We start from the raw sequence: 12,138 nt of genomic DNA, 5'->3' as shown, positions 1-12,138 counted from the left end.
TCGTTTTTTTGTGCGCGTGTGGGCGCGGTGGTGGGGGGGCCGCGGGGCCCGCGGTGCCCCCCCCCCCCCCGGCCCCGGCGCCCGCGCCCCCCCCCCCCCCCGCGCCCCGCCCCCCCCCCCCCCCCCCCCCCCCCCCCCCCCCCCCCCCCCCCCCCGCGTCTCAGTGGCTCACTCGCCGGTGCCCACCATGGCTGACCAGCCCGAAGACGAACAGTACGATGGCAGACCCGACGATGGCCAGGATCCAGCTCTGGAGGCTCCAGAATCCCGCCATGCCGACGTTGAAGACGACGGCTCCGATCCAGCCGCCGAGAATCGCTCCGACGACGCCGAGGATCAAAGTGGTGATCCAGCCGCCGCCATGCTCACCCGGCATGATCATCTTGGCGATCGCGCCGCAAATGAGACCCAGTACGAGGAAAGCCAGGAAACTCATGGCCGACTCCTTCCTTCTGTTTGCCGGTACGTGGCTTATGCCATGACCTACTTTGATTATCCGCCCGGTGGCGCGCTTATACCAGATGCCCAGTATGAGTCGCAATTGGATCTCACGGCCAGCCGCGGATCAGGGCGTCCATACTTTGTCGTAGCCTCAAGGCATAATGGCGCACGTGGGGAAAACACGCCTTCTGACAAGTACTCTGACAGCCCTGATCCTCCTGGGATCCCTGACCGCCTGTGATGACGGGCGCAAGGGAGCCGAAGCAGCGGGGCAGGCCCTGGCCGGAGCGCTCTCCTCTCTGGATCTGAGCAAGACCGCGTTCGACGGCGCCGACTCACAACAGACGGCTCAGAAGCTGAAGGACATCACCGCGGGGATGGGAACCGTCAAACCTGCCGTGACCGTCGACTCGGTGACTGTGAATGGGGACAAGGCGACGGTGAATCTCAAGTACGCCTGGAAGCTCTCCAGCGGCGAGTGGGGCTACACCACGCAGGCGACGCTGGATAAAAAGGGTGATCAGTGGACGTCCCAGTGGAGCCCGGCGAGTGTGGCACCGGACCTCAAAGACGGTGAGGTCCTCAGCCTCGCGAGTCAGAGTCCTGACCGGGCCTCGATCCTCGGTGCCGGCGACAAGGTCCTGGTCACCAACCGTCCTGTGATCAACTTCGGAGTGGACAAGTCGCGATTGCAAGGCAAGGATCCCGCCGCATCCGCCGCACAGGTGGCCCGGCTGGCAGATGTCGACGCAGCCGAGTTCGCAGGCCGGGTGAGGGCTGCCGGACCACAGGCCTTCGTCAGCGCGATCACCTTGCGTGCCGACTCCGCCGAGGCCAAAGCCCTCACCCCTGCCAAGCTGGACACGGTCCCGGGCGCACGGATCGTGGATGGGACTTTGGCTTTGGCCCCCACCCGCACCTTCGCCCGTGCCGTGCTCGGCACGGTGGGCGAGGCGACCGCAGAGCAGGTGGAAAAGTCGAAGGGGGCGCTCAAAGCAGGGGATCTGACCGGACTGGGTGGGCTTCAGGCCCGATACGACGCTCAGCTTCGAGGTCAGGACGGTGTGATCGTCACGGCCGGGAAGGCTGCGGTGAAGGGTCAGGAGCAGTCCGCGGACACCACCTCACGAGTGCTTTTCGAACGCAAGCCTGAGGCCGGCAAGCCCCTGAAGACCACCTTGGATCCTCGCTTGCAGCAGCTCGCGGACGACACGTTGGCGAGCGTTTCCGGAACCGCGTCCGCTCTCGTCGCGGTACGCCCCTCGGACGGGGCCGTCCTGGCGGCGGCTTCGGGGCCGGGAAGCAACGGGTACAACACGGCGATGGTGGGCCAGTACGCGCCTGGCTCGACGTTCAAGATCGTCGACTCCCTCGCCATGATCCGTAATGGCATGTCGCCATCGTCGACGGTGTCGTGCACACCGCAGGTGACGGTTGACGGCCGCGTCTTCAAGAACGCGCCCGGTTACCCGGAATCGTCTCTCGGCTCCGTCCCGCTCGAGACGGCGTTCGCTCACTCGTGCAACACCGCGTTCATCAACGCCCGGGACAAGGTGTCCCAGGCGCAGCAGGAGAACTCGGCACGGTCGCTCGGCATAGGGCTGCCTCCGGCGGACCTCGGGTTCGATGCCTTCCTCGGCTCGGTTCCTGAGACTGCCGACGGCACCGAGCACGCCGCGTCGATGATCGGCCAAGGCAAGATCCTGCTCTCGCCGCTCGCCGGGGCGGTCATGGCCGCCTCGGTCGAGAAAGGTGCCCCGGTGGCGCCGAAACTGATCCTCGGCGAAAGTGCGGGAAGTCTGCCGTCCGCCAGTGCCTCCGCCTCGGCTGCGCCGGTGATCGACAAACCGATCACCAAGGCTGAGGCGACGAAGTTGCAGGAGATGATGCGCGCCGTCGTGACTTCCGGGCACGCGGGTTTCCTGTCTTCAGTGCCGGGAGCCCCTGTGGGAGCCAAAACGGGCACCGCCGAGTACGGCACTGACAACCCGCCGAAGACGCATGCCTGGATCGTGGCCACCCATGGTGACTTGGCTGTGGCCGTCTTCGTTGAAGACGGCGGTTTCGGCGCCGAGACCAGTGGCCCGCTCCTGAAGAAGTTCTTGGACGGCGCGGCCGGCTGACCGTCAGTCCAGCTGGAGCTTCATGCCTACGTGGCTCGGCACAAAGCCGAGTCGCGTGTAGAAGCGATGGGCATCCAGACGCCGCGCGTCGGTGGTGAGCTGCACCAGACCTGCTCCGTGATCGCGGCCGAAGCCGATCGCCCAGCTCATCATGGCGCTTCCCAGACCCTGGCCCCGGTTGGCGGAGGAGATTCTGACACCTTCGACGTTCAGCCGGAGTCGCCCCCCGCGTGAGATCCCAGGGATGAGGCTCAGCTGCATCATGCCGAGCACGGTGTCCTGAGGATCCACCACGACAGCGAGGAACTGGCCTGGGTCGGCGTCGACGGCGGCGAAGCCACGGCGATAGGCGGCATCATCATGCTGCTCCCGGGTTTCGCCCAGGACGTCATCGTGAAGCATCGCGATCAGGACGGGCAGATCCTGTTCGGTCGCCCGCCGGACCCGGAGGTGCGGATGATCGGCTGAGAGTTGCGGCGCATGAGATCTCTGAGGAGAGTGGTCCATGGTCCCAGCCTAGAGTCCGCCCCTCGATTTGTTGTCCGCGTTCAGGAGGAGCTGGCGGATCCGTTCCTGTTCCCCGGGCTGCCACGGGCCGGAACCCGCCAAGGGGATTTCGGTCATGTAGCGGCGTTCGTGCTCGGGAATGCTTGCCGCTACCAGCTCGGGGGTCTCTGAGGCCGCCGTGTAGAGCCCGAGCCCATCCGCGTAGAAGAGGTCCATCACCACCAGATGGCCGTCGGCGGCCCGCATGACATTCGCGGGATTGTTATCGAGCGGACCACACCAGGGGAGCAGAGCGCGGGCGTCCTCGTGCACTCCGTCGATGATGGCGGCCAACGCTGCCGTCTCGGGGCGGCCCGTCGCGATGGCCTGATGGACATCTCGTGCAATATCCTCGGGGACCGGCGCCAGCCATTCCATGATCTGCAGATCGCCACCGCCCTCGAGCCTGAGGTGCAGGAGGAGCATCGGCACGTGCCTGGTGGCCGCGGCTTCCCGGTACAGCCGTGCGGTGTAGGGACCCATGGGGTCGAAGGGGCTGATCCGGGCCGCGAACGCACCGTCCGGCGAGCGGAGTGCGATGGCCCAGTCGCCGGCGCCCGCCGAACTCCAGCCGGCTGAGCGCAGAGCATGCTCGACGTCCCGGTGATGGGGCCGGTCGCCGAGCGCAGCGACGAGCGCAGGCCAAGGTCCGTTCCGCCACGAGGTCATACCTTGAGCTTAGCCATGGGGGTCGTTCAGTGCGCTGCGTCAGGCTGCCTCGAAGGAGGCGACGACGGCGCGGTGGTCGCTGCCCGGGATGTCCTGGACGATGTTTGAGACGGGGGTGAGGCCTCGCTGGTAGACGTGATCGATGCGCGCCAGAGGGAATGCTGATGGCCAGGTCATGCCGAACGACGGCACACTCTGGCGAGGTTCCTCCAGAAGCTCGCGGACGCCGGCCATCGCGGGGTCGTCAGCGACGGCGTTGAAGTCACCGATGGCGAGAATCCTCGGTGAGGAATCCTGACGTATGGCATCCGCGAGGTCACTGAGCATGAGATCACGCGCCTCCTGGTCGCCGGCCCGTACCGACGCCGCGTGGAGCGCGTAGAGGCTCACCGAACCGGCGGGGGAGTCTACGGTGACTTGCAGCGCCCTCTTCCACCCGAGCCCCAGTTCCAGCGGCTGCTCAGCGTGCAGGGGGAATCGGCTCCAGAGGCCCACGGTGCCCACCGTGGATGAATAGGGATAGCTGTCTGCCAAGGTGCGGGCGGCCACCGAGCGGGAGTTCTGGTCGAGCTCCACCAGGGCGATGACATCGGCCCCCTGGTGTTCGAGCGCGCCGGCCTGGGCGGAGACGGTGTCTGCGTCAGACCCCGCATGGACGTTGAGGCTCGCCACCGTCAGTCCCTTGCTCACCCCTCCGGGATGCTGCAGTGGAGGGATGACTCCGGGGAGAACCAGGACCGACCAGAGCCCGAGCGGGATCGCAAGCGCCACTGAGCTGCGCCACCGACGGGCGAAGAGAGCGCCTAGAGCGACAAGCGCTGACGGGAGCCAGAGCCACGGGCGGAGGATGGCCGCGAATGTTCCTACCGGACCGGGGAACAGCGGGCCCAGAACGAGCAGAACGAGAAGGACCAGCGCTAGGACGACTAGCGCGATGCGGATGCCGCCGCGCCGCGAAGGCGCTGACGAAAACGACGCCTGCGCGTTCGTCTCCAGGGTTTCATTGGGCATGTGTCCAACATTTATCAGAACAATCTGATGAGAACCTTGGAAGACCGTTGAGCGGGTGGATGGTGACGCTTTCCAGCCATGCTGTCCGCTCGGGCGGATTTTGCGTAGCTGCCTGGTTTCAATGCCGGAAGACCGGTTTCATCTTGGTGTCAGGCGAGAACATCGGGTTAGGTCAGGAGCAATTCGTGACGATCGAATACGGGCCTCCGGCAAATGCCCGAGAAGCGTTCAGCAATTTCATTGGAACGATTAACAATCAAGGTGGCGAGACGAATCCGAACTGCCGGTCAGGCTCGACTATTTGTTCGCATTTCAATTCGGGTATCCCATAGTCATCCGCCGAATTGGTATGCCTAGTTTCACTGGATATGATCCCTTGGTGAATATCAGGCGCGTGGCGCTCTTTTTGGAGGTTGTCGACCACGGCACGGTGACCGCGGCGGCGGAGGCCGTGCAGTTGGCCCAGCCTGCCCTCAGCCGGCAATTGAAAGCCCTGCAGGCGGAGCTCGGAATCAAGCTGCTCGAGCCCAGCGGACAACGGCTCGTTCTCACGCCCGGGGGAGAGGCATTCGTCCCTATCGCGCGGGAGCTTGTGCGTCAGCAGCGTTATGCCAATCAGGCCGTGGCGGTGCTTCGCTGGGGTTGCGTGAAGGAACTGCGCTGTGTTGCCACGATCGCGACGATCCGCGGTGTCCTTTCGCGCTACATCGCGGAAGCCGGCACGAGGATCCCGATGATCAGTGCACGAGTGGGAGGCCACTTCGGCTTGGACGCTGAGCTCAGCAAAGGTGCCGACTTCGTCATCTCACCGGTTCGCCCGAGCGACGACCTGGAACACGAGCTCCTCGGTTCGGGGTCTCTCAGGGTTCATGTCGGACAGGGGCATGAGTGGCATGGTCGCGCCAGTGTCGACTTTTCGGAGCTGGAGGATCGCACGCTCATTGTTCATCCTTCGCAGACCGTCAGCCGACAGATTCTGGAGGAGGCGCTTGCGCGCTGCGGCGTGACGCCTGGTGAGTTGCTCGAATGTGAAGAAGGAAGCAATATTCTGGCACTGGCCGCGGCAGGTTTCGGCATCGGCATCACAACAGAGCCCAGCGGCTATGGAACCTGGGGGTGCGATCTGGTCGACCCTGGAAGCGCGGAGCGCACTCAGACCGGCCTGTGGATGGCTTGGCGTCCGGGTCACTATGCCGAGAGCTGGTTGCGGGAGATCGCCGAGGACCTGCGTGCATTTGTTGAGAATCCCGAGTACGTGAGAAACAGCCCCGAGTAGAAAGCCTGGGACCCGGAATGACGAAAGCGTGGCATGCCCCGAAGGGCAGGCCACGCTTTCGTCAGGAGCGAGAGTGCCTCAGGGAACCGGGGTGGCCGTTCCCGTGTAGTTGAGCGTTCCCGCTCCGCCGAGGAACGTCGGGGTGACGACGCCTGTGGCGAAGACGTTCAAGTTCCAGGTCAGGGTCACCGGGCAGGTGATCTTGATCAGCGACGGCAGGCCGATCAGGATGATGCTCACCGTGGCAGTGATCCGGACGGGCCGGACCGGATTGCTGTTCAGCAGGTAGGTTCCGGACGGGAAATTGATCCCGCTGAAGAGCCAGGTGCCCGGCAGGGCGCCGATCTGGCCGAAGGTTCCGGTGGCGGTCCCGAGGCCGGTTCCGCTGTGGGTGCTCCCGTCGCTCATCGTCAGGGTCGCGGAGGTGACCACCGAGGTGTAAACCGGCTGGAACAGGGTCAGGTCACACTTCGTGGAGTCGAGTCCGAACACGCCGGCGAAAGCCAGCGCGCCCTTGTTGCCCACCACCGCGGACTGGCTGGTGGTCACACCACCGAGCAAGGTGCCCGCCTTGAGGCAGGTGGGGCAACTCGGTGCGCCGGATGCGACGGCGGCGGGTGCTGCGGCTGCGGCTGCGACGACGGGGGCCGCCCATGCGGCTCCGCGCAGTACTCGGCGTCGTTCCACGGACGTTTTCGTCTCGTTGGTCATGATTAACTCCTGGAATTAGTTGAGCGAAGGGGAAAGAAAACAAATCTCAGGACTGCAGGCCCGCGAGTACACGGGCAGCCGCCGGGCCCTGGATGTAGCCCTCGGCCCTCCACTGGCGGACTTGTTCCGAGAGGGAGACGCCTGATTCCTCGTACCAGACCAATGGCCAGGACTCGACGAGCTGTTCCTGCGAGGCCGGACCAATATCCTCAGACCGATGCCCGATGGAAGAATCACGCCTGAGGTGGCCTGATTCTCCCCCCAACTCACGAGCATCGGTCGAAGGATGAACGTCCGAAATCGAATCACCCCGCAAGCGGCTACGCCGCCGGATCACCGTATAGACGATCAGGGCGCAAACGGCAGCGACGGACCATGCCAGAAGGAAATCCGGCCACAGCAGAATCACCCCCATCGTCGAAAGAATGAGACAGAGCAGCAGGAGGGCGGCCTGTGATTCTTCATACAGTTTCTTCAAGCGCCCTCCTGCGGCCAGACTTTGCGTTTTCCGGTAAGAAGCGCAAAAGCCACTCACCCCCCTGAGTGCACCAGTGTCTTTCACCGTTAGATAAGAATCGAGCCGGTGAAGTGGTGCACAGTTCCTCAGTATTACGAAGCCCGGCGCAGGCGGTCCAAGACCGATGTGAGATGGAAGCGATACCGACTCGGCATGGTTCGCCGTGAGGTCCGTTGAAAGGGTGTGAGTTGGGTCCTCGCAGTGGATTCAGTGGGCCACGAGAGCCACGGCGGCCAGCAGGGGAGCGATGGTCACCACGAGGATGAAGATCCTCTCACTGATCCCGAAAGTGCGTCGACGCAACGCCGGGAGAATCAACGAGGCCACGAGTGCAGCGAGCGCGATCCCCGCCAGTGTATTGAGCGGATCCAGTGCCTGCGTGGGTGCGGCTCCGGCCACCAAGCGGCTCAAGGGACCGATGGTGGCGTACGCAAGGGTGAACCAGGCGATCGCGAGCAGAAGGTGGAGCCGCCCGCGCGCCGTCGTCGTCGTTCCCGTGCGATCGGTCGGTGCGAACGGCATGACCGACAGGAGGACCCCGAGGAGGAGGAGCCAGCCGCCGAGCGCCGGATCCTTCTGTGCGGAGTGAGTCAACACGCCGGCTCCTAGCGCCAGCCAGGCACCTGCCGCGGACCACGAAGCGATGGAGGCCAGCCGACGGGTCAGAGGTGAGTTGGAAGCGGCGTAGTCGCTCACAGTGTCCCGCGCCGGGTGGATTCCTCCCGGGATCAGATGGAGCGTCAGGAACAGGACGAGGCGGAGTGTGAACAGGGCCGCGGCGACGACGGCGAACAGCTGGGACATGATCGATGATCCTTCAATTCGGGAGTGCAATGCCTTTCTTCGAACGTTAAAGTGTGAAGTAACTTGAAGGTCAAGGAGCATCATGAGAATCAGTGAATTGGCGGCGCAGACGGGTCTTGCACCGTCCGCCATCCGGTACTACGAGCAGCGGGACATGTTCAGCACGGGCCAGATCACCCGTCATCCGAACGGTTACCGCGATTACTCGGAAGACGCCCTACGGAGGGTGCTGCTCATTCTCGCCGGTCGCGCGGCTGGTTTCTCCCTATCGCAGATGAGGCATCAGATGAGCGACTGGGAGACGCTGGGGAATGCCGAGCGCAGCCGGCTCCTGGAGGATCAGCTGGGAGTGATCGATTCACGGATCTCCGAACTGCGGCGCGGACGGGAGACCATCCAGGCGGCACTGCAGGAACTACGGCGTCGATCGGGCACGGGGGAGTCCCTGGAAACGCCTACTGGCCGTGAAGGTTGATGTCGGGGAATTCGCTGCTGTCGGGTTGGCTCGGGAGTTCGTAGCCGACGCTGTTACGGATTAGGGGTGCGATGTTTTCGGCCTTCCATCGTGCGGCCGCCAGGACCGATCCGACTATGGTCCAGAGGGCGAGCGGCAGGATGAAGGCGGCGACGTTCCCGGTGCCGAGGGCCGATCCGAGACCGAGCACGGTGACCGCCGTCCAGACCATCAGTGCGCCATCGCAGCTCGTGATCACCGCGGACATCGCAACGCGCGCAAGACGACGGTCAGCGGGTGTGGCCTGGTCGGGTCGCCGAACCGTTCTGCGGAGGGCCGACACCTTACGAAACAACATCAGCCCGTCGACCATCAAGAGTGCTACGAGGCCGATGAAGAGCAGGCCGCCGCCGCTGAGGACGATTCCCCCGATGACAGCCTCAGTGGATGCCGGGTAGGAGACCCTGTCGGCGCGCAGGCCGGGTTGGTGAACGTACAGCCCCAGGAAGATCAGCGCACCACCCCCGCCGGCGATGATCGAGCCGCCCAGATGCCACCAATCAGTAGCTTGCCGGCTACGGCGTGCGCGGCGGCGCTGCTGACGTGTCGTGATTCTGACAGCAGGGCCACGGTCGCCGAAGGAGACACGGGGGAGTGCCGCTCCGACGTCGGCCGTCCAGCGTCGGTTGAGTGCGGCGAGAGCGACAAAGACTGCAGTGCAGACGAGGACGACGGCGAGCAGGGCGCCGGACCATGCTGCCCAGGCGGTGAACGCTTCCCGATGTTCCAGATCGTCGCGCTGATCCGCTTCGCCCAGAGCGAGCACGATGCAGGGAATGGCGCCGAGTAGCGCGATAGACCCGAGCGACGCGCAGCTCCAGAGGGCTGGCACGTAGGGGTCTGACACCTGGCCTCGGACCACGACAGTGTCCGCGAGTTCCTAGCTTCGCGGGGCGAATTCCGAGTAGAACCTCGCTCGGGCGAGCCGCTCCGGAACGGCGCAGAGGCCCCAAAGCAGTCCCAGGAACACGATGCCCGCGGAAGAGGTCGCGAGGACGCCGAGCGCGACGGGACCGGTGCCGGCGGAAAAAGACAGGCTGGCCACCAGCATCACCACCAGGAGGAGGCCGAGTGCAGCAACGCTTCCGAGGACGCCGGCGTGAAGGAGCGAGAGCACCACTCCGGATGTCACGACGGCCCGGGGAGGCAGGGCTTCGCGGTGACGTTGCGGCTTGGAGTGACCTTTCACCTGTTTATTCAATCAGGCGCGGCTCCGGGCATGCCGGGGCGATGCGATGCCCGCTCAGTCGGACCGGCGCCTGAGACTTGGATCCTGTAGATGCGGCGGTGTGTAGTCGACGTCCTCAGGATTCAAATCGGTGGCAGGGGGAACGATTTCATCGATCCGGTCCAGAACATCGTTGCTGAGCCGCACGGAGGACGCTGCGAGAAGGTCATCCAGCTGGGCCGTGGTCCGAGGGCCGAGGAGGACCGAGGACACCGCCGGGTGCGAGGCTGCGAAGGAGAGTGCGAGGTGAGTCAGGGGAATGCCGGACTCGGCGGAGAGCCTGAGCAGTTGTTCTACGGCGTGAAGCTTGCGCTGATTGCCACCCTTGGAGAGATCGAACTTGTAGGAGATCATTTCCCGGAATCCTTCCAGGCGCATCTCGGAGCCGCCGCGGAACCGTCCGGTGAGCCAACCGCTGTTGAGTGGGCTCCAGGTAAGAACGCCCATGTCTAGACGCTGGGCGGTGGGCAGGACGTGGCGCTCGACGCCCCGTACGAAGATCGAGTATGGCGACTGCTCCGTGTGGAAGGGGATGTGCCCGCGCCGGTCCGCGACCCAATGCGCCTCCATCTGACGTTCAGCGGAGTATCCGGAGGAACCGATGGAGATGACTTTCCCCGCCCGGACGAGATCCGACAGCACACCGAGGGTCTCGTCCAGGTCCACGGTGGGATCTGGTCGATGGACCTGATAGAGATCGATGCGATCGGTGTCGAGACGTTTCAGGCTCGCGTCCACGGCTTGGGTGATCCAGCGGCGGGAGGAACCGCGCCGGTTGACATCGGAACCCATGGGGAAGAACCCCTTGCTGGCGAGCACCACATCGTCACGGCGGTCCTTGATCGCTTTGCCCACGATGAGTTCCGACTCGCCGTCGGAATACATGTCCGCGGTGTCCACGAGATTGATTCCGGCATCCAGGGCCCTGTGAACAAGCGCTGTGGCGTCGTCCGTGTCGGTGTTTCCCCAGGCGCCGAGGTGCATGGTGCCCAGACCGAATCGGCTCACGTGAATTCCGGTGCGCCCGAGGCGCCGGAAGGTCATGCTCATCGTGAACCGTCCTCGGATACGTGCTGGGCTTGCGCAAGAACCTCGGAGGCCACGCGAAGTCCGTTGACCGCGCGTGGGTGCCCGGCATAGAGGGCTGTGTGGATGACACTCTCGATGATCTGAGTGGGGGAGACGCCCACATTGAGCGCTGCACGCATGTGGAGTGCCAACTGAGGCTCAGCCCCTCCGAGTGCTGTCAGGATGGCGATGTTGAGAAGCTGCCGTTCGGGCAGGCTCAGACCGTCCCGGCCGTAGATATCTGCGAAACCCGCCTCCACGACGTAGTTGCCGAAGTCGGGGGAGATGGCGTTGAAGCCGTCGAGAACGGTCGAGGCATCCTCAGGGCCGAGGATGCGGTCCATGAGCGCTTTGCCGCGCTCGTAGCGTGATGGGGTAGCTGTCATGTTTAAAACGATACGATGCGTAGCGTTTCGTGTAAATGGCCGATATGATGATGTTCATGCCCGCACAACGCAGTAGCCGAGCCACGGAGAAGATTCAGGACGCCGCCTGGGAGATCTTCATGGAGAGGGGACTGCCGGGGGTCTCGATCGAGGAAATCGCTGGCCGGGCCGGTGTCGCGAAAACGACGGTGTACCGATGGTGGCCGAACAAGTCGGCAGTGCTCATGGACGCCCTGAGCCGGAGGCTCGCCCCCAAGGTCGTTTTCGAGGCCGCCGGATCCGCGCGAGAAGACGTCATGCGGCAGATTGAGCTTGTGATCGAGCTGTTCAACAACCCCGTCGGCCGCGGTTATCTGTCCTTGATCGCCGAGAGCACGCACGACGCCGAACTGGCCGATGCGCTCCGCGAACGGTACATCGCGGGCCGCCGGGAGGCCGCCGTCGAACGTCTGCGTCGTGGAGTGGAGCAGGGGGAGTTGCCTGCTGAGACGGATCTGGAGATGCTCGTCGACAGCCTCTACGGGGCGCTCTACTACAACGCGCTTGTTGCACACGCGCCACTGGACAAGGCCTATGCAGCCCGTCTGATCAAAACCATGTGGCCCACGGTTCAGTAGTCGGTGCAGGCAGGGTCACTTCCGACGGCGAAGAACCAGGACGACGAACAAGGCGACGAACACGGCCACTAGGGCTCCGGCGCTGATACCCACGATTACTCCTTCAAGACGCGCGTCCACTCAGAGGGACGGCCTGCCGCCATTACACCTCTGATGTGCGGTGCTTGCAAGGAGTCCGGGGCGACTGACAGGTGGAGGGGAGCTGGAGATTATTATTAGTTGACATA

15 protein-coding genes are annotated in these 12,138 nt (G+C 64.4%); 4 read left to right on the top strand and 11 right to left on the bottom strand.

Translation table 11 applies throughout. The features are described 5' to 3' along the window. Nucleotides 1-160: 160 nt before the first annotated feature. The gene (locus tag ACIPXZ_RS16200; RefSeq protein ID WP_400596186.1) at nt 161-436 is read right to left on the bottom strand and encodes a GlsB/YeaQ/YmgE family stress response membrane protein; all 276 of its coding nucleotides are present in this window, start codon (nt 434-436) and stop codon (nt 161-163) included. Nucleotides 437-602: 166 nt separating this feature from the next. Between ACIPXZ_RS16200 and ACIPXZ_RS16195 the strand changes: the two genes are divergently transcribed. Next, entirely contained in the window at nt 603-2,564 is a 1,962-nt protein-coding gene (locus ACIPXZ_RS16195) for a penicillin-binding transpeptidase domain-containing protein (RefSeq protein ID WP_400596184.1), read from the top strand. Nucleotides 2,565-2,567: 3 nt separating this feature from the next. Here the strand turns inward: ACIPXZ_RS16195 and ACIPXZ_RS16190 are convergent, their stop codons facing one another. From ACIPXZ_RS16190 to ACIPXZ_RS16180, 3 genes are read right to left on the bottom strand one after another with little or no spacing between them, the layout of a single operon-like run. Then, the gene (locus ACIPXZ_RS16190; RefSeq protein ID WP_400596182.1) at nt 2,568-3,071 is read right to left on the bottom strand and encodes a GNAT family N-acetyltransferase; all 504 of its coding nucleotides are present in this window, start codon (nt 3,069-3,071) and stop codon (nt 2,568-2,570) included. A 9-nt stretch (nt 3,072-3,080) separates the two neighbouring features. Then, nucleotides 3,081-3,779, bottom strand: a complete 699-nt coding sequence (locus ACIPXZ_RS16185) for a hypothetical protein (protein WP_400596180.1) — start codon at nt 3,777-3,779, stop codon at nt 3,081-3,083. Between the two features lie 39 nt (nt 3,780-3,818). Further along, nucleotides 3,819-4,790 (bottom strand): endonuclease/exonuclease/phosphatase family protein, encoded by a 972-nt coding sequence (locus ACIPXZ_RS16180; protein ID WP_400596178.1) that lies wholly within the window; start codon nt 4,788-4,790, stop codon nt 3,819-3,821. 379 nt (nt 4,791-5,169) lie between these two features. Between ACIPXZ_RS16180 and ACIPXZ_RS16175 the strand changes: the two genes are divergently transcribed. Further along, the gene (locus ACIPXZ_RS16175) at nt 5,170-6,066 is read left to right on the top strand and encodes a LysR family transcriptional regulator (protein WP_400596176.1); all 897 of its coding nucleotides are present in this window, start codon (nt 5,170-5,172) and stop codon (nt 6,064-6,066) included. Nucleotides 6,067-6,144: 78 nt separating this feature from the next. Here the strand turns inward: ACIPXZ_RS16175 and ACIPXZ_RS16170 are convergent, their stop codons facing one another. The 3 genes from ACIPXZ_RS16170 to ACIPXZ_RS16160 form a co-directional block, all read right to left on the bottom strand. Then, nucleotides 6,145-6,777, bottom strand: a complete 633-nt coding sequence (locus tag ACIPXZ_RS16170) for a hypothetical protein (protein WP_400596174.1) — start codon at nt 6,775-6,777, stop codon at nt 6,145-6,147. A 46-nt stretch (nt 6,778-6,823) separates the two neighbouring features. Beyond that, the gene (locus ACIPXZ_RS16165; protein WP_400596172.1) at nt 6,824-7,255 is read right to left on the bottom strand and encodes a hypothetical protein; all 432 of its coding nucleotides are present in this window, start codon (nt 7,253-7,255) and stop codon (nt 6,824-6,826) included. A 246-nt stretch (nt 7,256-7,501) separates the two neighbouring features. Continuing rightward, on the bottom strand, nt 7,502-8,098 hold the full coding sequence (locus ACIPXZ_RS16160) for a DUF998 domain-containing protein (RefSeq protein ID WP_400596170.1): 597 nt from the start codon (nt 8,096-8,098) through the stop codon (nt 7,502-7,504). A gap of 82 nt (nt 8,099-8,180) precedes the next feature. On the opposite strand from ACIPXZ_RS16160, the gene ACIPXZ_RS16155 reads away from it, so the two are divergent. After that, nucleotides 8,181-8,573 (top strand): MerR family transcriptional regulator, encoded by a 393-nt coding sequence (locus ACIPXZ_RS16155; RefSeq protein WP_400596168.1) that lies wholly within the window; start codon nt 8,181-8,183, stop codon nt 8,571-8,573. Here ACIPXZ_RS16155 and ACIPXZ_RS16150 read toward each other — a convergent pair. From ACIPXZ_RS16150 to ACIPXZ_RS16135, 4 genes are read right to left on the bottom strand one after another with little or no spacing between them, the layout of a single operon-like run. After that, nucleotides 8,554-9,444, bottom strand: a complete 891-nt coding sequence (locus ACIPXZ_RS16150) for a hypothetical protein (protein ID WP_400596166.1) — start codon at nt 9,442-9,444, stop codon at nt 8,554-8,556. The two genes, ACIPXZ_RS16155 and ACIPXZ_RS16150, sit on opposite strands and share 20 nt — an antisense overlap. Nucleotides 9,445-9,492: 48 nt before the next feature. Next, nucleotides 9,493-9,801: a hypothetical protein gene (locus ACIPXZ_RS16145; RefSeq protein WP_400596164.1), complete on the bottom strand. Its 309-nt coding sequence runs from the start codon at nt 9,799-9,801 to the stop codon at nt 9,493-9,495. A 54-nt stretch (nt 9,802-9,855) separates the two neighbouring features. Then, nucleotides 9,856-10,890, bottom strand: a complete 1,035-nt coding sequence (locus ACIPXZ_RS16140) for an aldo/keto reductase (protein ID WP_400596162.1) — start codon at nt 10,888-10,890, stop codon at nt 9,856-9,858. Further along, nucleotides 10,887-11,294, bottom strand: a complete 408-nt coding sequence (locus tag ACIPXZ_RS16135) for a carboxymuconolactone decarboxylase family protein (protein WP_400596160.1) — start codon at nt 11,292-11,294, stop codon at nt 10,887-10,889. Before ACIPXZ_RS16135 ends, ACIPXZ_RS16140 begins: the two co-directional genes overlap by 4 nt. Nucleotides 11,295-11,350: 56 nt before the next feature. Here ACIPXZ_RS16135 and ACIPXZ_RS16130 point away from each other — a divergent pair, with 56 nt between their 5' ends. Beyond that, on the top strand, nt 11,351-11,911 hold the full coding sequence (locus ACIPXZ_RS16130; protein WP_400596158.1) for a TetR/AcrR family transcriptional regulator: 561 nt from the start codon (nt 11,351-11,353) through the stop codon (nt 11,909-11,911). Nucleotides 11,912-12,138 lie beyond the last annotated feature (227 nt).

This window comes from Arthrobacter sp. NPDC090010, assembly GCF_044748305.1.
In the GTDB taxonomy this organism is placed as follows: Bacteria; Actinomycetota; Actinomycetes; order Actinomycetales; family Micrococcaceae; genus Arthrobacter_E.
This window is presented reverse-complemented; position numbering and strand designations above follow the sequence as displayed.